16 protein-coding genes are annotated in these 20375 nt (G+C 70.9%); 11 read left to right on the forward strand and 5 right to left on the reverse strand.

The window, feature by feature from the left end; translation table 11 throughout:
- Window position 1 precedes the first annotated feature (1 nt).
- Window positions 2-1042 carry an energy-coupling factor ABC transporter permease gene (locus ADL25_RS28375; RefSeq protein WP_059130678.1) on the reverse strand — a complete coding sequence of 347 codons (1041 nt, stop codon included), beginning with the start codon at window positions 1040-1042 and terminating at the stop codon, window positions 2-4.
- Between the two features lie 158 nt (window positions 1043-1200).
- Here ADL25_RS28375 and ADL25_RS28380 point away from each other — a divergent pair, with 158 nt between their 5' ends.
- Window positions 1201-1551, forward strand: coding sequence for an SsgA family sporulation/cell division regulator (locus ADL25_RS28380; protein ID WP_059130679.1), 351 nt, complete (start codon window positions 1201-1203; stop codon window positions 1549-1551).
- Between the two features lie 91 nt (window positions 1552-1642).
- Here the strand turns inward: ADL25_RS28380 and ADL25_RS28385 are convergent, their stop codons facing one another.
- From ADL25_RS28385 to ADL25_RS49900, 3 genes are all read right to left on the reverse strand, one after another.
- On the reverse strand, window positions 1643-3310 hold the full coding sequence (locus ADL25_RS28385) for a penicillin-binding transpeptidase domain-containing protein (RefSeq protein ID WP_059130680.1): 1668 nt from the start codon (window positions 3308-3310) through the stop codon (window positions 1643-1645).
- A gap of 94 nt (window positions 3311-3404) precedes the next feature.
- Window positions 3405-5039 (reverse strand): penicillin-binding transpeptidase domain-containing protein, encoded by a 1635-nt coding sequence (locus ADL25_RS28390; RefSeq protein WP_059130681.1) that lies wholly within the window; start codon window positions 5037-5039, stop codon window positions 3405-3407.
- Window positions 5040-5129: 90 nt separating this feature from the next.
- The gene (locus ADL25_RS49900) at window positions 5130-5378 is read right to left on the reverse strand and encodes a hypothetical protein (RefSeq protein WP_059130682.1); all 249 of its coding nucleotides are present in this window, start codon (window positions 5376-5378) and stop codon (window positions 5130-5132) included.
- A gap of 309 nt (window positions 5379-5687) precedes the next feature.
- On the opposite strand from ADL25_RS49900, the gene ADL25_RS28400 reads away from it, so the two are divergent.
- Entirely contained in the window at window positions 5688-6809 is a 1122-nt protein-coding gene (locus tag ADL25_RS28400) for a quinone oxidoreductase family protein (RefSeq protein ID WP_059130683.1), read from the forward strand.
- Window positions 6810-6905: 96 nt separating this feature from the next.
- Here the strand turns inward: ADL25_RS28400 and ADL25_RS28405 are convergent, their stop codons facing one another.
- A complete protein-coding gene (locus ADL25_RS28405) occupies window positions 6906-8645 on the reverse strand; it encodes a dolichyl-phosphate-mannose--protein mannosyltransferase (RefSeq protein ID WP_059130684.1) in 1740 nt (579 codons plus the stop codon).
- 85 nt (window positions 8646-8730) lie between these two features.
- On the opposite strand from ADL25_RS28405, the gene rsmI reads away from it, so the two are divergent.
- From rsmI to ADL25_RS28450, 9 genes are all read left to right on the forward strand, one after another.
- A complete protein-coding gene (gene rsmI, locus ADL25_RS28410; protein ID WP_059130685.1) occupies window positions 8731-9594 on the forward strand; it encodes a 16S rRNA (cytidine(1402)-2'-O)-methyltransferase in 864 nt (287 codons plus the stop codon).
- Window positions 9595-9878: 284 nt separating this feature from the next.
- The gene (locus ADL25_RS28415) at window positions 9879-10328 is read left to right on the forward strand and encodes a hypothetical protein (RefSeq protein ID WP_059130686.1); all 450 of its coding nucleotides are present in this window, start codon (window positions 9879-9881) and stop codon (window positions 10326-10328) included.
- A 50-nt stretch (window positions 10329-10378) separates the two neighbouring features.
- The gene (locus ADL25_RS28420; protein WP_059130687.1) at window positions 10379-11260 is read left to right on the forward strand and encodes a TatD family hydrolase; all 882 of its coding nucleotides are present in this window, start codon (window positions 10379-10381) and stop codon (window positions 11258-11260) included.
- Between the two features lie 172 nt (window positions 11261-11432).
- The gene (locus tag ADL25_RS28425; protein ID WP_079050619.1) at window positions 11433-12764 is read left to right on the forward strand and encodes a resuscitation-promoting factor; all 1332 of its coding nucleotides are present in this window, start codon (window positions 11433-11435) and stop codon (window positions 12762-12764) included.
- A 174-nt stretch (window positions 12765-12938) separates the two neighbouring features.
- Window positions 12939-13856 carry a 16S rRNA (adenine(1518)-N(6)/adenine(1519)-N(6))-dimethyltransferase RsmA gene (gene rsmA, locus ADL25_RS28430; protein ID WP_059130689.1) on the forward strand — a complete coding sequence of 306 codons (918 nt, stop codon included), beginning with the start codon at window positions 12939-12941 and terminating at the stop codon, window positions 13854-13856.
- Entirely contained in the window at window positions 13853-14782 is a 930-nt protein-coding gene (locus tag ADL25_RS28435) for a 4-(cytidine 5'-diphospho)-2-C-methyl-D-erythritol kinase (protein WP_059130690.1), read from the forward strand. Before rsmA ends, ADL25_RS28435 begins: the two co-directional genes overlap by 4 nt.
- Before the next feature lie 319 nt (window positions 14783-15101).
- Entirely contained in the window at window positions 15102-16565 is a 1464-nt protein-coding gene (locus tag ADL25_RS28440) for an acyltransferase family protein (protein WP_079050620.1), read from the forward strand.
- Between the two features lie 23 nt (window positions 16566-16588).
- Window positions 16589-18394: an ABC-F family ATP-binding cassette domain-containing protein gene (locus ADL25_RS28445; RefSeq protein ID WP_059130691.1), complete on the forward strand. Its 1806-nt coding sequence runs from the start codon at window positions 16589-16591 to the stop codon at window positions 18392-18394.
- Between the two features lie 225 nt (window positions 18395-18619).
- Window positions 18620-20374, forward strand: a complete 1755-nt coding sequence (locus tag ADL25_RS28450; RefSeq protein WP_059130692.1) for a PQQ-binding-like beta-propeller repeat protein — start codon at window positions 18620-18622, stop codon at window positions 20372-20374.
- Window position 20375: the final 1 nt, after the last annotated feature.

Genomic DNA, 20375 nt, shown 5'->3' on the forward strand with positions numbered 1-20375 from the left:
CTCAGGCGGCCGGGGAGGTGCTCTCGGCGCGCCGCCTGCGGACGGCCCAGAAGACGGCGCTGCCCGCCGCGACGGTGACTCCGACGCCGATCACACCGGCGAGACCGCCGGACAGGCGGGCGTCGTCCACGTCCTTGACGCCGTAGTCGGCGAGCGGGGAGTCGGCGGAGGCGTGCTGCCGCGCCGTGCCGTCGATGCCGTGGTCGGCGGCGACCTTCTCCAGGCCGTCGGGGCTGGCGGAGGCGTAGAAACTGACGAAGCCCGCGAGGACGAGGGAGGTGACGAGACCCGTGATCCACAGCCTGCGGTGGGACCGGGCGGCGGCCGGCACGGGTGCGGGCCCGGTGGCCGGCGCGTCGACCAGTTCGCCGCCTACGCGCAGTTTGAGGCGTTGCTGAAGACCCCGGGCGCCGTACACGAGATCCGGGCGTACGGCGATGACGGCGCCGACGGTGAGGGCGGTGATGACGGCCTCGCCGAGGCCGATGAGCACATGGACGCCGATCATCGCGGTGGCGACCTTGCCGATGGAGACATCGGTGGTGCCGCCGACGGCGTAGATCAGGGTGAAGGCGACGGCCGCCGCCGGGACGGAGAGCAGTGCGGCGAGGAAGGAGGCGACGGTGACGGAGCGGCGCGTCCTCGGGAGGATCTTGACCAGACCGCGGAAGACGGCGTAGGCGACGACGGTGGTCACGATCGCCATGTCGGTGATGTTGACGCCCAGGGCCGTCAGTCCGCCGTCGGCGAAGAGGATCCCCTGCATGAGGAGGACGACCGACACACACAGGACCCCGGTGAAAGGCCCGACCAGGATGGCGGCCAGCGCCCCGCCGAGCAGATGTCCACTGGTACCGGCGGCGACCGGGAAGTTCAGCATCTGTACGGCGAAGATGAACGCGGCCACCAGGCCGGCGAGCGGCGCGGTGCGTTCGTCGAGTTCACGCCGGGCACCCTTGAGGCTGACGGCCAGGGCACCCGCGGCGAGGACACCGGTTGCGGCGGAGGTGGGGGCGTTGATGAATCCGTCGGGTACATGCACCGTTGGAGGATAGCGGCTTATTGCGAAGCTATTGCAAGAGCTTGGTTTCCGTGACTACCTCTTGCGAGCATCGAAAGCCGCCTTTGTCCTGATATGAGACATTAGAGAAGTAGTGGATTCACCTTCTGTGTGGGTGACGCAACGTGAGGAGCGGTCCCATGACAGTTGTGGAGCAGTACGCACGAGCCCATGTCGTCACGGATTCCCCCGAAGCCCCGGACGCCGTTCCCATCGTTCTTCGCTACGACCCCGACACCGATCCACGATCCGTCAGCATCGGTCTGCCCGGACCGCACGAGTGGGCCTTCTCGCGGGATCTCCTGGAGAGGGGGCTGCGCGCCCCGGCCGAGAAGGGCGATGTCCGTATCTGGCCCTGCGGCCGGGTCCAGGCGGTCATGGAGTTCCACTCGCAGCGGGGGGTCGAGGTGGTGCAGCTGGAGTCGAAGGCGCTGCTGCGCTTCCTGCGCCGTACGTACACGGCGGGGGCCGCCGGGCAGCGCTTCTCCTAGCCGCCCCGCATCCGCGGGGCCCGATGCCGCGGATGCGGCCGAGGGCCACCTCGCCGCGGGCCCGCGGCGAGGGGACACGACCGGTCGCGGGTCAGCTCCCCGCGCGCAGCAGGGACGCCACGATCGGTCCCGCCGAGTCACCGCCGTGGCCGCCCTGCTGGACCACACCCGCGGCGGCCAGGTCGCCCTTCCACGCCGTGAACCAGCCGTTCGGCTGCTCCTGGCCGTCCACCTCGGCCGAGCCGGTCTTCGCGCCGTAGTCGGGACCCAGGCCCGCCATCGCCTTGGCGGCGGTGCCGGCCGCGGCCGTGTACTGGAGGACCTCCTTGAGCTGGGCCTGCGTCGACGCCGACATGGTGCGGGTCGCCTTGGCCAGCGTGCGGTCGTCCACCGACGGTGAGACCAGGTACGGCTGGTGGAAGACGCCGGTCTTGGCCGTCGCGACCACCGAGGCCATGTTCAGCGGATTCATGCGGACGCTGCCCTGGCCGATCAGGGAGGCCGCCATCTGGGCCGCGTTCTGTACCGGGACCGCGCCGTCGAAGGACGGGACGCCGATCGCCCAGTTGTTCATGCTCAGACCGTAGATCTGCTGGGCGATCTTCGTGAGGTCGTCGTTCTTCAGCTTCTCCGCCTGGCTGATGAAGGCCGTGTTGCAGGAGGCCGCGAAGCTCGCCTTGAACGTGCCGTTCTTGATCTCGAACTTGTCGTCGTTCTGGAACTTCCAGCCGCCGTACGTCACGTACTTGGGGCACGGGTGCGGCTTGTCCGCGTGCGCGAGCCCCTTCTCGAACAGCAGCGTCGACGTCACGATCTTCATCGTCGAGCCAGGTGCCAGGGAGCCCTGGAAGGCCGCGTTGAAGCCGTGGCTCGAGTTCGCCACGGCCAGGATCTCGCCCGTCGACGGGCGCATGACGACCGCGGAGGCCTTGTCCTTCTGCGACACCTGCTGCTCGGCCTTCGCCTGGAGCGTCGGGCTCAGCGTCGTCTTCACCGTGCCCGGCGTGCCCTCGCTCAGCGTCACCAGCGTCTTGTCGGGCACCTTCTGGCTGCCCTTGGCCGCCGCCTTGCGTACGATGCGCAGCTCGACGCCCGCCTTGCCGCCGGCCTTCTTGCCGTACTTCTCCCGCAGACCGTCCAGCACGGTCCCGAGCGAGGGGTACTTGCCCGTCGTCAGCTCGCCGCCGTCCCGGTCGAGGGCCTTGATCGGTGGCGTGCCCGCCTCCCCCGTCACCAGGCGGTCGCCCTCGGCCATGTCCGGGTGCATCACCGAAGGCTGCCAACGGACCAGCGGCAGACCGTCCTCGGCCCGGCGCACGACCGTCAGCTTCGAGCCGTACGCCAGCGGCTTGCTCTTGCCCTGGTACGACACCGTCGCCTTGACGGAGAACGGCACCGAGGCACCGGACGGAGTACCGCGGGTCAGTGTCACCCCGGTGATGTGCGCGTCCTTGCCGTAACCCGTCAGGGCCTGCGTCGCGGCCGCCGAGTCGTCCGTCACGGCCGCGGCCTTCGCCACCTGGCCCTGGTGCCAGGCCGTGAGGAACGCCGCCGCCGTCGTGCGGACCTCGGAGGCGGACGGCGGCCCGGTCTTCGCGGGCTTGAGCACGCCCCGGAACGCCTTGCCGTCGTCGGCCGCCGCGCCGCCGAGCAGGCTGTAGGCGCCGAACGCTCCGGCCACACCGACGACGGCGATCAGTCCTCCGACCACCAGCGGGCGGCTCTTCCTGCGCTCGGCGGCGCGCCTTCTCTTGCCCACAGCTCCCGATCCTCCGCAGTCCCCAGGTCCCCCGGTGCCCCCACGTTCCTCAACGAGAACACCACACTAGAGTCCCGGGTCGGCGCGGGTGACCTCAGCCGCCGGTTCGTAGCACAGCTGCGACGATAGGACCGGCCGCGTCGCCGCCGTGCCCGCCCTCCTGGGTCATGGCCGCCGCGGCGACATCGCCCCGGTAGCCGGTGAACCAGCTGTTGGACTTGGTCTGTCCGTCGACCTCCGCCGAGCCGGTCTTCGCCCCGATGTCACCGCTGAGCCCCGCCATGACGTGTGCGGCCGTGCCCTGGGTCGCCGTCAGCCGCATCATCGCCCTCAGCTGGGCGACGGTACCGGCGGACAGGCCCCTGGCCCGGGCCAGTTGGCGGCCGTCGAGCTTCGGCGAGATCAGGTACGGCTGCCGGAACGCACCGGTGGTGGCGGTCGCCGTGACCGACGCCATGTTCAGCGGGCTCATCTGGACCTGGCCCTGGCCGATCAGGTTGGCCGCGGTGTCCGGGCCGCCGGAGGCGGGCACCGACCCGTCGAAGGAGACGATGCCGGTCTTCCAGTTGTCCTGGCCGAGCCCGAAACGGTCCTCGGCCTCCCGGGTGAGCGAGTCGACCTTCACCGCGTCCGCGTACTTCACGAACGCCGTGTTGCACGACCGCATGAAGCTGTTGGCCAGCGTGGCCTGCTCGTTGGGGACCAGACCCTGGAGGTTGTGGAACGTCTGGCTCTGCCAGACGGCCGATTCAGGACACGGCGCCGGGCCGTTCATGCTGGTGACGCCGTTGTCGATGAGCGTCGCCGCGCTGATGACCTTCATCGTGGAACCCGGCGCGAGCCGTCCCTCGAAGGCCGCGTTGAACCCGTCCTGCCGGTGGTTGGCGACCGCGAGCACCTCACCCGTGCTCGGCTTGACCGCCACCACCGACGACTCCGCGTACTGCCGCACGGCCTGTTCGGCCGCCGCCTGCGCGGGGGCGCTGATCGTGGTGCGGAGCTTGCCCGGGGTGCCCTTGGCGAGCGTGAGCAGGGTCTTGCTCGGCGCGCTCGGATCGGCGCGCTCGACGGACAGCTCCACGCCGGGCCTGCCGCCCGCCTTGTCGCCGTACTTCTCGCGCAGCGCGTCCAGGATCGGTCCGAGCGAGGGGTACTTGGCCGCGGTCAGGACCGTGTTGTTCCGGTCCACCGCCTCGATGGGCGGGACCTTGGCCTCACCCGTGACGAGCGTGTCGCCCTTCTCCAGGGCGGGATGGACCAGGGACGACTGCCAGTCGACCAGTGCCCGCCCGGTGGTAACACCGCGCACGACCGTCAGCTCGCTGTCGTAGGCGAGCGGCTCGGACTTCCCGCCGTACGACACCGTCGCCTTCACCGAGTACCGCACCGAGTCACCGCTCGGCGCGCTCGGAGTGATGTGCACCTTGGTGATGTGCGCGCTGGTGCCGTAGGCGGTCAGCAACTGCTCGGCGGCCCCGGCGTTGTTCGTGTACGAGGCGGCGGCGGCCGCGTCGCCCTTCTGCCAGGCGGCGAGGAACTTGGCACTCGCCTCCTTGACCTCGCTCGCGGACGGCGGTCCGGTCTTCACGGGCGCCGGTCCGCCGACACTGCTGCCGGAGGAGGTGTCCCCGTTCAGTGCCGTCAGGAAGTTGTACGCCCCGTACCCGGCACCCCCCACCATGACCATGAACACCCCGCCGACTATGGCGGTCTTGACCCCCTTGCGCATGGCGCGTCATCCCCTCCCCGTAGATCTCGCACTGTAGGCGGCCCTCGGGGAGGTTGTGACGGGCGTGTTTGATTATTGGCCGAAGAGTGATCAGATACATGACCCAAACCCCCACATCGAACCACATACCTGAACGACGACGGCGGCGCCCGACCCGCTCCACGACTGCCCGGCGCCGACCTGGTTCAGCAGCTTGTCCAGAGTGATCGGCAGGTCACGGACGCGGCCGCCGGTGGCGTGGTGGACGGCGTCGGCGATCGCCGCGGCGGTGCCGACGACGCAGATCTCGCCGATGCCCTTGGCTCCCTCCGGGTTGGTGAACGGGTCCTCCGCCTCCACCCGGTACGCCTTGAGCGATCCGACATCGGCGTTGGAGACTGCAGAGCACGAACGGGCCGGATCGTCTCCTGACGATCCGGCCCGGGTAAGGCAGAGCATGAGCTGCAGACGGCGGCGATCAGTGGCACGAAGGGTGCGTGGCCTGCGATGACCGCAGGCCACGCACCCTTCGTCGTGCTTGCGCCGCCGTCACCGCTGGCGGCAGCGCGCAGGTCCACGACAATCGGACATGGTGGTACGGGGACAGCGGGGCCGGCTTCAGGTGGCGGGGTCCGTCCCGATACGAGTGGCTGCGGAGGTGGCAGCGTCATGAAGCAGACCGTGAAGACTCCCGAGGCGTTCCTCGGCGTCGGTTACACACATGACCGGGCCGGGCTGCCGCTCGAGGCGGTGCGGATTCCCGTCGCGCAGCCGGCGGCGGGCCAGGTGCTCATCCGCGTCGCTGCCTCGTCGCTCAACCCGCTGGAGTACAAGCTGGCCGAGCTCAACTTCATGGGACGGACGCCCCCTGTCGGCCTCGGGCTCGACCTCGCCGGTGTGGTGGTCGCCGTGGGTCACGATGTCGGTGATGTGACCGTCGGCGACGCGGTGGCCGCCCTGGCCGATCTGGACGGTGACGGCGGCTGGGTCGCATCCGGCGGGGGCGAGGGCGGCTATGCCCTCGCCCACCGATTCCTCACCGCCCGCAAACCACCGTCCCTGAGCTTCCGCGATGCGGCGGCGCTTCCGATGTGCTTTCTGTCCGCGTTCGCGGGTCTTCACAAAGCGGTGCAGACCGGCGACACGGTCTATGTCCCGGGCGGCGGGGGCGGCGTCGGGCATCTGGCCGTGCAGATGGCAGCGCGTGCGCTGGGTGCCGGAATGGTCGTCAGCAGCGGCAGTACGCCGCAGTCCATCGCACTGGCCCGGCAATCCGGTGCCCAGCACGTCTTCGACTACAAGCACGACGACATCGCCGCCGACATCGCCCGGCTGACCGGCGGCCGGGGAGTCGACCTCGTCTTCGACGCCACCTACAGCGAGCAGGGTTTCGTCGAGAGCGCGAAGACCGTCCGGCGGGGCGGCAGCTGGATCGTGCTCGGCGTCGGCCCCGGCAGGACGACGCGCCTGGCCGAAACCCACAGCCCTGTGGACGCGATCCTGGCCGAGCGCGGCGCCGAGCGTGTCGACGTCAATCTGCTGCGCTACTTCTCCGAGCCCGCCACGCTCGACGGCGAGGCGCGCGCCCTTCTCCGGCAGGGGATGGATCTGGCGATGGAGTGGGCGGAGCAGGGGCTTGTGGTCCCGCACATCGGCCGGACCATCGACAGCGCCGTCGACGCCATCAACGCGGGGCTCCAGTCGCTGAAGTCGGGCCACGGCGTGGTGGGCAAGGTAGCGGTGATCGTCGACCGCGACCTGGCCCTGGGCACTTCTCCCGGGGCGCCCTGACCGGGCCGTCCGGGGGCGGTGGGCGGCAATCGCCGACGACCGACAACGACGAAGCAGGCGCGGCAGGTCGCCGCGCCCCTTGCTACGCCTGAGCAGCTAGACCCAGGTGTCGAGCCACATCCGCGACCGCCACTGGTCGATCGGGATCGCGGTGCCCGTGTACAGGGGCCAGAAGTAGATGAAGTTCCAGGCGATCAGCAGGACCAGGATGCCCGCGCCCGCCGCTCCCACCAGTCGGCGGCGTTCGTCCGAGCCGGGTGGTCCGATGATGGCGCCGATCATCATCGCCACCGCCAGGCACAGGAACGGGACGAAGACGACCGCGTAGAAGTAGAAGATCGTGCGCTCCTGGTACATGAACCAGGGCAGGTAGCCCGCGGTGATCCCGCAGGCGATCGCGCCGGCCCGCCAGTCGCGGCGGAACGCCCACCGCCACAGGATGTACAGGATCGCGAAGCAGGCCGCCCACCACAGCAGCGGGGTGCCGATCGCCAGGACCTCCCGGGCGCACTTGTCGCCGGCGTCCGCGGGGCAGCCCGACTCGCCGGGGGAGGGGGACTCGTAGAAGTACGAGACCGGCCGGCCCACCACGAGCCAGCTCCACGGGTTCGACTGGTACGTGTGCGGGGACGACAGGCCCACGTGGAACAGGTAGACCTCGTGCTCGTAGTGCCACAGGCTGCGCAGCCAGTCGGGCAGGAAGGCCCAGGTGCCGCCCTTGCCGTCGGTGGCCGCCCAGTTGCGGAAGTAGCCTCCGGAGCCGTCGGCGGGGGAGAGGATCCAGCCGATCCACGAGACGAGGTAGACGCAGATCGCGACGGGGACCGTGGCGAGGAAGGTCAGACCCAGGTCGCGCTTCAGGACCGCCGTGGCGCTCTGCCGGGCCCCGGCGACCTTGCGGGCGGAGTAGTCCCACAGGACCGCCATCACACAGAACGCCGCCAGGAAGTACAAGCCGTTCCACTTGGTGCCGATGGCGAGACCGAGCATCACTCCCGCCGCCCAGCGCCACGGGCGCAGACCGAAGCGGACCGTCTCCGCCGTGTGCGGGTCCGGGCGCACCCGGCCGTCGGCGTCCGCCGGAAGCGCCGCCGCCAGTTTCTCGCGCACCCTGTCCCGGTCGATGAGGAGGCAGCCGAAGGCCGCGAGCACGAAGAACTCCAGGACGCCGTCCAGCAGCGAGGTGCGGCTCATCACGAACTGCAGACCGTCGACGGCCATCAGCGCACCGGCCAGACAGCCCAGGAAGGTCGAGCGGAACAGCCGGCGGCCGATGCGGCACAGCATCAGCACGGCCAGCGTGCCGAGCAGCGCCGTCATGAACCGCCAGCCGAACGGGTTGAACCCGAAGATCAGCTCGCCGAGCCCGATCACGTACTTGCCGACCGGCGGATGCACCACGTAGGCGGCGTCCGTCGGGATCGCCACATGCCCGTGGTTCTTGAGGATCAGGTCGTTGGCGTCCTTGGCCCAGTTCGCCTCGTATCCGTTGTGGATGAGCGCCCAGGCGTCCTTGGCGTAGTAGGTCTCGTCGAATATCACCGCCCTGGGGCTGCCCAGGTTCCAGAACCGCATGAGCCCCGCCACGAGCGTCACGAGCAGCGGGCCGCCCCAGCCCGACCAACGGGTGAGGCGGTCCGCGACCTCCTTGCGCAGGCCGAGCGCCCCCCAGACACGGGGGCTGGGCTCGCTGTAGGGCGGCACCAGCCGGTCACGGACGTCGCCTGTGGGGCGCGCCGTGTATCCGAAACGGCGCAGCCGCTGCTGCCATGCCGGCCGGTGCTCTTCGGTGGCCTGGCCCTGCCGGGTGTCCGTGGAGGACGCGGTACTGGTCACGGCGCCATCGTAGGGAACGCGTCTGTGTGAGTCCCGCGCTTGGCCCCTCCGATCGGGTACGGCCCGCGCCTGGGAGGATGGAAACGTGACAGCTACGCCCGGAACCCTGGTCCTCGCAGGCACCCCCATCGGGGACATCGAGGACGCTCCGCCGCGGCTCGCGAAGGAGCTTGCCACCGCCGACGTGATCGCCGCCGAGGACACCCGCCGGCTGCGCCGGCTCACGCAGGCGCTGGGCGTGCAGCCGGCCGGGCGTGTCGTGTCGTACTTCGAGGGCAACGAGTCCGCCCGGACGCCCGAGCTGGTCGAGGCGCTGGAGGGCGGGGCGCGGGTGCTGCTGGTGACCGACGCGGGGATGCCGTCCGTGTCCGACCCCGGGTACCGGCTGGTCGCCGCCGCCGTCGAGAAGGACGTCCGCGTCACGGCCGTGCCCGGTCCGTCCGCCGTGCTCACCGCGCTCGCGCTGTCCGGGCTGCCCGTGGACCGCTTCTGCTTCGAGGGGTTCCTGCCGCGCAAGGCGGGCGAGCGGCTGTCACGGCTGCGTGAGGTCGCCGAGGAGCGGCGCACCCTCGTCTACTTCGAGGCCCCGCACCGGCTCCAGGCCACCCTCGACGCCATGGCCGAGGCCTTCGGCGCCGGGCGCCGGGCCGCCGTCTGCCGCGAGCTGACCAAGACGTACGAGGAGGTCCGAAGGGGTCCGCTCGGCGAACTGGCGGAGTGGGCCGCCGAGGGTGTACGGGGCGAGATCACCGTCGTCGTGGAGGGCGCGGGCGAGAAGGCCGCCGAGGAGCTCGACGCGACCGAGCTGGTGCGCCGGGTGCGGGTGCGCGAAGAGGCGGGCGAACGGCGCAAAGAGGCCATCGCGGCGGTCGCCGCCGAGGCGGGCGTGCCGAAGCGGGAGGTCTTCGACGCGGTGGTGGCGGCCAAGACCGCCGACCGGTCCGCGTGAGGCCACACCCCCTCCGAGCAGGGATCATCTCCCATGAGCGGACGCCCCATGGACGGGCAAAGAGCTGTCGCCGAAGGCAAAGCCATAACGGTGCGTTCGGGTCGATTTGGCAAGCGGACTCCAAATCGCCTCCAACACTCGGCAGGCCTTGATGCGTTCGCGCTGGTGAAGTCGTCCACTGGGTGAAGGGACGTCCCCGTCCCTCGCCCACAGTGGGACCTCGCGGGATTCCGGGGGAACCCCGCCTCACCGGGGCGCTTGTCCAGCGGACAAGAGGAGCTGGCATGAGTGAGATCGCAGGACGCACCGGCCGGATAGAGGCGGCCGGTATCGGGCAGGCCGACCGAGGCATGGCCACCGCCGTCGTACAGGAGTCCTACTCCTTCGCCTGCATGCGGTGCGGGCACGGCTGGGAGCAGTCGTACGACATCGAGCACCACCTCGACGGAGACGGCAACGAGTTCGTGATGTATGTGGCGGGCGGCCGCGTCGTCCCGTCGCCGCTGAGCCGTCCCAGCTGCCTGAACTGCGACAGCCACGTGGTGCGCATCATGCGCCCCGGCCAGGTGTCCTCCGTCCAGAACTCCATGCACCGGCACCACCACCCGGCAGGGCGGACCGCCGGGGAGGAGACCCTGGACGAGGCGGCGGCGCGGGCGCAGGAGACCGGGCAGCACCACCACTGGCACCTCTCGGACCTGCTCCACATGTTTCACCATCGCAAGGCGGGGTGAACGGATCCTCCCGGGCGAGAGGCGGCGCGGCCCTTTCGTAGGATCGGAGCATGCCTTCCCAAGCGTCCGACAAGAACGGGCCGCCCCCGCTTCCGGAACCCCTGCGCGTGCCCGTCGCCGACTCGCACACCCACCTCGACATGCAGTCCGGGACGGTGGAGGAGGGGCTCGCCAGGGCGGCGGCGGTGGGCGTGACCACGGTCGTGCAGGTCGGCTGCGATGTGAAGGGCTCGCGCTGGGCCGCGGAGACGGCCGCCGCGCACGCGTCCGTGCACGCGGCCGTGGCGCTGCACCCCAACGAGGCGCCCCGCATCGTCGGCGGCGACCCCGACGGCTGGTCCCGGCAGGGCGCCCGCGAACCGGGCGGTGACGCCGCTCTGGACGAGGCGCTCGCCGAGATCGACGCTCTCGCGGCCCTTGCGCACGTCAAGGGCGTCGGTGAGACCGGGCTCGACTACTTCCGCACCGGGCCCGAGGGCAGGATCGCCCAGGAACGCTCCTTTCGCGCGCACATCGAGATCGCCAAACGGCACGGCAAGGCGCTGGTCATCCACGACCGTGACGCCCACGCCGACGTGCTGCGCATTCTGCAGGAGGAGGGTGCGCCCGAGCGGACGGTTTTCCACTGCTACTCGGGTGACGCGGCGATGGCCGAGACCTGCGCCCGCGCCGGGTACTTCATGTCGTTCGCGGGAAACATGACTTTCAAGAACGCGCAACCGCTGCGGGAGGCTCTCGCCGTGGCCCCGCTCGACCTCGTCCTGGTGGAGACCGACGCCCCGTTCCTCACTCCCGCGCCCTATCGGGGCAGGCCCAACGCCCCCTATCTCGTTCCGATCACGGTCCGCGCGATGGCCGCCGTGAAGGGGCTCGAGGAGGACGTGCTGGCGGAGGCGATCGCAAGGAACACGGCGCGCGCCTTCGATTACTGAACGTGATTTCACCCGGTTGCAGGCGTGGGGCCGGAGCGCCGGAACGTCCGGATTTCCGGGTGTTTCGGAGTGAAAGCGTGTCGCCACACCGAGTAACGACGTTGCTTTGGAGAGTGACGGCCAGGCGCTAGGTTCTGGTCTCCCGTTTCGGACCTCTCTGGAGCGTGTCGTCGTGAGCAATCGGCAGTACTCGCCATGCGGGACGTACGACCCGGCCCCGGCGTACGAGGATCACGAGCCCTACGGCCCGGCGTACCCGGACACCTACCGGCCTGCCTACGAGGCGCGGGCCCACACCGTGCACGCCGGGGACATAGCGGGACCGAGGCCGGGCCAGCCGGAGACGACGGCCCGTCCGCCGGGCCGTGCCCAGGCCCGGCACGCCGCGCGCCGCGGAAAGGGCCGCTCCCGCCCCGATTCCGTCCGCCGTCTCATCCCTCAGGCACTGGTCGTCGCATTCCTCGCCGGCGGCACCACCGCGTTCGTCGCCAACGACAAGGCGATCGAACTCACCGTGGACGGCCGGCCGCGCGCGTTGCACACCTTCGCCGCCGACGTGGGTGAACTGCTCACCGAGGAGGGGGTCTCCGTGGGTGCGCACGACGTCGTCTCGCCCGCGCCCGGGACCCCGCTGGCCAGCGGGGACGATGTCGTGGTGCGCTACGGGCGACCTCTGTTCCTCACCGTCGACGGCCACCGGCGCCAGGTGTGGACCACGGCGCGCACCGTCGACGGTGCGCTCCAGCAGTTCGGAGTGCGCGCGGAGGGCGCCTTTCTGTCCACCGTGCGCTCCCGGAAGATCGGTCGCGAGGGACTCGCGCTGAACATCCGCACCGAGCGTTCGGTCACGGTGATCGCGGACGGCCGGCCGCGCACGATCCGGACCAACGTGGCGACCGTCCGCGAGGCGGTCGAGCAGGCCGGCATCGTCCTGCGCGGACAGGACACGACCTCGGCACGGCCGGACAGCTTTCCGCGCGACGGCCAGACGGTGACCGTGCTGAGGGTGAAGGGCTCGAAGGAGATCCGCGAGGAGCAGATCCCGTTCGACGTGCGGCGCACCCGGGACCCGCGTCTGTTCAGGGGCACCGAGGTCGTGGTCCGCGCCGGGCGGCCGGGCACGCGCCGGGTGACGTATGTCCTGCGCACCGTCAACGGCGTCCGGCAGAAGCCGAAGCGGATCGAGTCCGAGGTGGTGCAGGAGCCCAGGACCCAGCTGATCCGGGTGGGCACCAGGCGGCACCCGGACTCGGTGAGGGGCGCCGAGGGCCTGAACTGGCACGGGCTCGCCACCTGCGAGTCCGGCGGCAGGGCGCGTGCGGTGGACCCGTCGGGCACCTATGGAGGCCTCTACCAGTTCGACCGGCGCACCTGGCGCAGCCTGGGCGGCTCCGGCCGGCCGCAGGACGCTCCGTCCTCGGAGCAGACGTACCGGGCCAAGAAGTTGTACGTGCGCCAGGGCTCCAGTCCCTGGCCGCACTGCGGGCCGCACCTCTACCGCTGAAGCCGCAACCGCCGCCGTTCCTCCGGGGACGGCACCGTCCACGGGCCTCCCCCTGGCTCACAAGGCACCGGGGGAGGCCCGGGCCGCCCCTGGCTCACAAGGCACCGGGGGAGGCCCGGGCGGCCCGCGGCCGTGCGTGCGCGGCGCCGTCACACCGCCCCGTACCCTTGCTCCGTGAGCAGCTCCACCCCCGACGCCCTCCTGGGCCCCGCCGACGTCCGTGAACTCGCGGCCGTCCTCGGTGTGCGCCCCACCAAACAGCGCGGCCAGAACTTCGTCATCGACGCCAACACGGTGCGGCGCATCGTGCGCACCGCCGACGTCCGTCCCGAGGACGTCGTTGTGGAGGTGGGGCCGGGACTCGGCTCCCTGACGCTGGCGCTGCTGGAGGTGGCCGAGCGCGTCACGGCCGTCGAGATCGACGACGTCCTTGCGGGGGCGCTGCCCGCGACCATCGGCGCGCGGATGCCCGAGCGCGCGGAGCGGTTCGCACTGGTGCACTCCGATGCCCTGCACGTCACCGGGCTGCCGGGCCCCGCGCCCACCGCCCTCGTCGCGAACCTGCCGTACAACGTCGCGGTGCCCGTCCTGCTGCACATGCTCGACACCTTCCCGAGCATCGAGCGGACGCTGGTGATGGTGCAGTCCGAGGTCGCCGACCGACTGGCCGCCCCACCCGGTTCGAAGGTGTACGGGGTGCCGTCGGTGAAGGCCAACTGGTACGCCGACGTCAAGCGCGCCGGGGCCATCGGACGCAATGTCTTCTGGCCGGCGCCCAACGTCGACAGCGGGCTCGTCTCGCTGGTCCGGCGGGCCGAGCCGGTCAAGACCGCCGCGTCGAAGGCGGCGGTGTTCGCCGTCGTGGACGCCGCCTTCGCCCAGCGGCGCAAGACGCTGCGGGCCGCGCTCGCCGGCTGGGCGGGGTCGGCCGCCAGGGCCGAGGCCGCGCTCGTCGCCGCCGGGGTCTCGCCGCAGGCCCGCGGGGAGTCGCTGACGGTGGAGGAGTTCGCGCGCATCGCCGAGAACCGCAACAGCGGGAACGACAGCACCGGGAACGACAGCACCGAGAACGAGGAGCAGGCCCAGCAGTGAGCGTGACCGTACGTGTCCCCGCCAAGGTCAATGTGCAGCTCGCGGTGGGCGGCGCCCGTCCCGACGGCTTCCATGACCTGGCGAACGTCTTCCTGGCCGTCGGCCTGTACGACGAGATCACGGTGACCCCGGCCGATGCCCTGCGCGTCACCTGCTCGGGCCCCGACGCCGCACAGGTGCCGCTCGACGTCACGAACCTGGCGGCCCGGGCTGCGCTGGCACTCGCCGGCCGCCACGGGTTCGAACCGGCCGTGCACATCCACATCGCCAAGGACATCCCCGTCGCCGGCGGAATGGCGGGCGGCAGCGCGGACGGGGCCGGCGCGCTCGTGGCCTGCGACGCGCTGTGGGGCACGCGGACGTCACGCGAGGAACTGCTCGAGATCTGCGCCGGGTTGGGCAGCGATGTGCCGTTCAGCCTGGTGGGCGGGGCGGCGCTGGGTACCGGGCGGGGCGAGAAGCTCACGGTGCTCGAGGTCGGCGGGACCTTCCACTGGGTGTTCGCCATGGCCGACCGGGGGCTGTCGACGCCCGCGGTGTTCCGCGAGTTCGACCGGCTCAGCGAAGGAGTGCGGATCCCGGAACCCGTCGCCTCACAGGATCTGCTGGAGGCGCTGGCCAAGGGGGACACCGGAGCGCTCGCGGCGGCGGTCTCCAACGACCTCCAGCCGGCCGCGCTGTCCCTGTTCCCAGAGCTGGCGCAGACCCTGGACGCCGGGCGTGCGGCGGGGGCGCTCACCGCGCTGGTGTCGGGATCGGGACCCACGACGGCGTTTCTCGCCCGGGACGCGTCCGGGGCGGAGAGGATCGCTGAGGCTCTGCGGGCGTCCGGGACGTGCAAGTCGGCACGGGTTGCTCCGTCGCCGGCTCCGGGAGCGACCGTGGTCCGCCCCGGCCACCGGGACGCGACCGGGGCTCGAGACTGAGAAGGCGAATACCCAAGGCCGCGTGCCCAAGGCGTACTTGAGCAAGTCCGGGTGCCTGGGCCTCATGTGAGCAAGGGCTTGTTCGCCGGGCCCAGTTGGGCAAAGTCCCCTTGGCGAGAGGCGCTTGAGCAAGTCCGCGCGTAGCTGCCGGGCTTGAGCAAGCCGCCGCACCCGGGCCGCCCTTCGGCAAAGGCACCACCCGCAAGGGCGCGTTCGAGCAGGTCTCGTCGGTGCGCTCTCGGTCAAGGCGCCGTACTCAGAGCGCACTTGAGTACAAGTGCGCTGACATGTCCCCTCGCCGCCGCGCGATCGTGGCGCCATGAGGCCCAGCGATCTCGCCGCCGCCACACCCGCCTCCCGCGACCGCTTCATCGATCTGTTGCGGGTCGCCTCGCTCGCCACCGTCGTGCTCGGGCACTGGCTGATGGCGGCCGTGTCCGTGGAAGCGGACGGGCGCGTCCAGGTCGGCAACCTGCTCGCCCTCCAGCCCCGGCTCCAACTGCTCACCTGGGTCTTCCAGGTGATGCCGGTGTTCTTCTTCGTCGGAGGCTTCTCGCACGCCCTCTCCTGGCGGTCGACCCGCCGCCGGACCGCCAGGGCCTACTCGGTGTTCCTGCGCGTGCGCCTCCAGCGGCTGTTGCGTCCGACCGTCGTGTTCATCGGGGTGTGGGGCGCGGTGGCCGCGGCCCTCCAGATGTCCGGGCTCGGCGGCGGGCTGCTCGACGTCACTCTGCGGCTGGTCGCGCAGCCCCTGTGGTTCGTGGGGATCTATCTCGCCATGGTCGCCTTCACCCCGCCGCTGCTCGGGCTCCACGAGAGATACGGGTGGGGGGCGTTCGGCGGGCTGGTCGCCGCGGCCGGGCTGGTCGACCTGCTCCGCTTCGGACTCGGCGTCCCCTACGTCGAGTTCCTCGACTTCGCGTTCGTCTGGCTGGCCGTCCACCAACTCGGCTTCCTGCGCGCGGACGGGCGGCTCGGCCGGCCGTACGTCCTCGCCGGGGCGGGCCTCGCGGGCGCGGCGCTGCTGGTGGCCCTCGGACCGTATCCGGTGTCGATGGTGGGCATGCCGGGCGAGAAGGTCTCCAACATGGCGCCGCCCACGCTCGCCCTGCTGTGCCACGGGCTGTGGCTGGTCGGGGTCGTGGAACTGCTGCGCGCGCCCGCCGCGCGGTGGCTGGACTGTCCGCGTGTGTGGCGCACGGTCGTGGCGGCGAACGGCGTCTCGATGACCGCCTTTCTGTGGCATCTGACGGCGATGCTCGGCGTCTACGGCGCGCTGCTCGCCCTCGGTGTCCGACTGCCGGAACCCGGCTCGAGTGCGTGGTGGATACAGGTAACATGGCGCATCGTGGCCGCCGTGACACTCACCGGTGCCTTGGTGGCCGTCTTCCGTGTCTTCGAAAAACCCTCGGGCGCGCGGGAGTCGAGTGCGCCGCGCGCCTGGGCGGGATCCGCCGCCGCGCTCGGCGTCACCTTCTGCCTGTTCGGGGTCCTTGGCCTGTCGGCGGTGGGCTTCGGGGGTCTTCTGCAAGGACGTACGGCGCTGCTGATCGCCGTGCACGTCACCGCTCCCGCGGCGGTCGTGATGACGCTCTCGGGGTGGCTGCTGGTGGAGCTGGCGGGCCGGAGCCGGGGTGCGGCCGTCCGACCCGTTCCGGAGGTCGCCGAAGGCGTTCCTGCCGATGCCGATGACGCGCGTCGATCGCATAGCGCCTCACTACGAAGAGTGACGCCCCGTTCGCGTCCCGTCACCACCCCCGCAGGCCCTAGGCTTGAAGGCTGATCGATCCCCGCGTCAGGAGAGAAATGGCCGTCAACCTGGTCAATGTCGAGAACGTCAGCAAGGTGTACGGCACCCGCGCCCTGCTCGACGGCGTCTCACTCGGCGTGTCCGAGGGGGACCGGATCGGGATCGTCGGCCGCAACGGCGACGGCAAGACCACCCTGATCCGGATGCTCGCCAAGCTGGAGGAGGCCGACTCCGGTCGGGTCACCCACTCCGGCGGGCTGCACCTCGGCGTGCTCACCCAGCACGACTCCCTCGACCCGGCCGCCACCGTCCGGCACGAGGTCATCCGGGACATGGACGACCACGAGTGGGCCGGCAACGCCAAGATCCGCGACGTGCTCACCGGGCTGTTCGGCGGGCTCGACCTGCCCGGCTTCCCGCAGGGTCTCGACACCGTCATCGGTCCGCTGTCCGGTGGTGAGCGGCGCCGTATCGCACTGGCCAAGCTGCTCATCGCCGAGCAGGAGCTGATCGTGCTCGACGAGCCCACCAACCACCTCGACGTCGAGGGCATCGCCTGGCTCGCCGCCCATCTGCGCGAGCGCCGCTCCGCGCTGGTCTGCGTCACCCACGACCGCTGGTTCCTCGACCAGGTGTGCACCCGGATGTGGGACGTGCAGCGGGGCACGGTCCACGAGTACGAGGGCGGCTACTCCGACTACGTCTTTGCCCGTGCCGAACGCGAGCGGATCGCCGCCTCCGAGGAGACCAAGCGGCAGAACCTGATCAGGAAGGAGCTGGCCTGGCTGCGGCGCGGCGCGCCCGCCCGGACCTCCAAGCCGCGTTTCCGCGTCGAGGCGGCCAACGAACTGATCAGCGACGTGCCCCCGCCCCGGGACAGCAGCGAGCTGATGAGGTTCGCCGGCTCCCGGCTCGGCAAGACGGTCTTCGACCTCGAGGACGTGACGATCCAGGCCGGCCCCAAGGTGCTGCTCAAGCACGTCACCTGGCAGCTCGGTCCCGGCGACCGGATCGGCCTCGTCGGGGTGAACGGCGCGGGCAAGACCTCCCTGCTGCGTGCCATGGCCGAGGCCGCGCGCAGCGCAGGGGAGCAGCAGCCCGCCGGAGGCCGGGTCGCGGTCGGCAAGACGGTCAGACTCGCCTATCTCTCGCAGGAGGTCGCGGAGCTCGACCCGGCCTGGAGGGTGCTCGAGGCCGTGCAGCGGGTGCGCGAGCGCGTGGATCTCGGCAAGGGACGCGAGATGACGGCCGGGCAGCTGTGCGAGACCTTCGGTTTCACCAAGGAGAAGCAGTGGACCCCCGTCGGGGACCTGTCAGGTGGTGAGCGGCGGCGGCTGCAGTTGCTCAGGCTCCTGATGGACGAGCCGAACGTCCTCTTCCTCGACGAGCCCACCAACGACCTCGACATCGAGACCCTCACCCAGCTCGAGGACGTCCTCGACGGCTGGCCCGGATCGATGATCGTGATCTCGCACGACCGGTTCTTCGTCGAGCGGACCACGGACAAGGTGTATGCCCTCCTCGGCGACGCCACATTGCGGATGCTGCCCCGCGGTATCGACGAGTACCTGGAGAGGCGACACCGCATGGAGGAGGCCGCGGCAGCCGCCGCGACCCCGGCGCCCGTCGTCGAGAAGCCGGCCGTCTCCGCCGCCGACGCCCGCGCCGCGAAGAAGGAACTCCAGCGGATCGAGCGGCAGTTGGACAAGCTCTCCGGGCGGGAGGCCGAACTCCACCGGAAGATCGCCGAGAACGCCACGGACTTCGAGAGGGTGGCCGGCCTGGACGCCGAGCTGCGCGAACTCGTCGGCGAGCGCGAGGAGCTGGAGCTGCGCTGGCTGGAACTGGCGGACGAGGCCTAGCCGTTCGGCGGCGCCCGCAACCCGGCGTGAAGGCCCCGTGAAGGCCATAACGGGGTCATCACAGGCCGGTCCTCCCTTGGGAACAGGGGCAGGATCGGCCCGGTGTTCATGGGCGTCCCAGTGATACAAAGGGCCGTCCGAGAACAGCCTGAGTACCACCGGCGTATGCGCGATTTTGCGCACCGCGGGTGTGGGGACGCATCAGTTATGAGGGGGAACGCACTGATGACTCAGCCTCCCGACCAGCCGTCGCAGGGCGGCTTCGGAGCACCGCAGAATCCACCGCCGCAGGGGGGCTTCGGCGCTCCGCAGGACCCCCGGCAGGCCACGCCTTCGCCGCCCGCCCAACCCCCGGCCCCGCCGCAACCCGGGTACGGCCGACCGCAACAGCCAGGCCCCTACGCCCATCAGCCCGGCCCGTACAACTCCCAGCCCGGCTACGGCTATCCACAGCAGCCGGGCCCCTACGCCCCGCCGCAGCCGGGGTACGGGTATCCGCAGGCGCCGCCCCAGTTCCCGGGCGCCCCGACCCCGCCTCCCGGCGGCTCCAAGAACCCCTTCAAGGGCAGGCCGGCGCTGGCCGTCGGCGCCGCGGTCGCCGTGCTGCTCGTCATAGGCGGGACCGTGTACGCGGTCAGCGGTGACGGCGGCGGGGACAAGAAGCCCACCGCCGAGAGGAGCGGGCCGGCCAAGCCGTCCGCGGCGGCCTCCACACCGGTCGACCGGGGCGACGGCAGCGGCGACGGCGGCCAGGACCCCGAGAACCTCAACGAGGGCCGCAAGGCGGGTGAGTCGAAGGTCCTCTGGTACAAGGAGGCGCCCGAGGCGCCCGGTTCCGGCGCCGACGCCCCCGGCATGTGGGTCACCGGCAAGGCGGTGGTGAAGGCCGCGTACAAGCAGGTGTTCGCGTACGACATCGCCGGCGGCGCCCCGGCCTGGCAGCCGGTCTCGTTCCCGCAGAAGATCTGCGCGGTCACCCCGCACAAGACGGCCGACGACAAGGTCGTCGTGGCCTATATGAGCGGCGTCAGCGAGAACGCCAAGTGCAACCTGCTCCAGCAGATCGACCTCGACACCGGCGCGTTGGGCTGGAAGGCGCAGGTCGCCGACGGCGCCCTGTTCGACAGCACCCTCGGCCTGGATCTCAGTGTCACCGGCAAGACCCTGGTGGTCGGCCGCTCGCAGTCGGGCACGGCCTACGACGTCGGCACCGGCAAGAAGCTGTGGGACAAGCGGGAGTACACCGGAGCCTGCTTCCCGACCGCCTTCGCCGGCGGCACCAGGCTGATCTCCGTGGCCTCCTGCGCCGCGGGCAACTCCAAGGCGCACGACGAGGTGCAGGAACTCGACCCGGCGACCGGCAAGACCAAGTGGACCAGGCCGATCCCGAAGGGCTGGAAGGTGGCGCGCGCCTTCTCCGTCGATCCCGTCGTCCTGTATCTGACCAACGACGACAAGAAGGCCGTGGCCATCTCCACGCTGAAGAACGACGGCACCCCCCGCTCGGATGTCGAGTCGAAGGACTCCTTCGCGCCCGAGTGCGGCTTTGCCGTCCTCAGCCGCGACCTGCAGGGCTGCACCGGCGCGGTGGCCGACGCGACCACCCTGTACCTGCCGACCGAGTCGAAGAGCGGCCCCAACGAGGTCGTCGCGTTCAGCCTCGACACCGGCAAGGAGAAGTGGCGGGTGAAGTCCCCCGCGGACGAGACGATGCTCCCGCTGAAGACGGACGGCACCCGGCTGATCGCCTACGTCGAGCCGTCGTACTCCGCCGGCGGTCAGGTGGTCTCGATCCCGACGAGCGGCGGCAGCCACGGCGTCAGCAGGCTGCTGCAGAACCCGTCGGGTGCCGCGCAGGTCGAGAGCGGCTTCTACGCCAAGGCGGTCGACTACGTGGACGGGCGCTTCTACATCTCCACGACCCGGCTGAGCGGCACCAACCAGTCGAAGGAGAAGCTGATGCTCGCCTACGGCAAGTGAC

It is taken from the genome of Streptomyces sp. NRRL F-5122 (genome assembly GCF_001507435.1).
Lineage (GTDB): Bacteria > Actinomycetota > Actinomycetes > Streptomycetales > Streptomycetaceae > Streptomyces > Streptomyces lannensis.

Excerpts from the sequence above, each read along its gene's own strand:
- ADL25_RS28445 (WP_059130691.1), top strand. The coding sequence starts at position 16,589 with ATGGCCGTCAACCTGGTCAATGTCGAGAACGTCAGCAAGGTGTACGGC.
- ADL25_RS28450 (WP_059130692.1), top strand. The coding sequence starts at position 18,620 with ATGACTCAGCCTCCCGACCAGCCGTCGCAGGGCGGCTTCGGAGCACCG.
- ADL25_RS28420 (WP_059130687.1), top strand. The coding sequence starts at position 10,379 with ATGCCTTCCCAAGCGTCCGACAAGAACGGGCCGCCCCCGCTTCCGGAA.
- ADL25_RS28440 (WP_079050620.1), top strand. The coding sequence starts at position 15,102 with ATGAGGCCCAGCGATCTCGCCGCCGCCACACCCGCCTCCCGCGACCGC.
- ADL25_RS28390 (WP_059130681.1), bottom strand. The coding sequence starts at position 5,039 with ATGCGCAAGGGGGTCAAGACCGCCATAGTCGGCGGGGTGTTCATGGTC.
- ADL25_RS28380 (WP_059130679.1), top strand. The coding sequence starts at position 1,201 with ATGACAGTTGTGGAGCAGTACGCACGAGCCCATGTCGTCACGGATTCC.
- ADL25_RS28400 (WP_059130683.1), top strand. The coding sequence starts at position 5,688 with ATGAAGCAGACCGTGAAGACTCCCGAGGCGTTCCTCGGCGTCGGTTAC.
- ADL25_RS28415 (WP_059130686.1), top strand. The coding sequence starts at position 9,879 with ATGAGTGAGATCGCAGGACGCACCGGCCGGATAGAGGCGGCCGGTATC.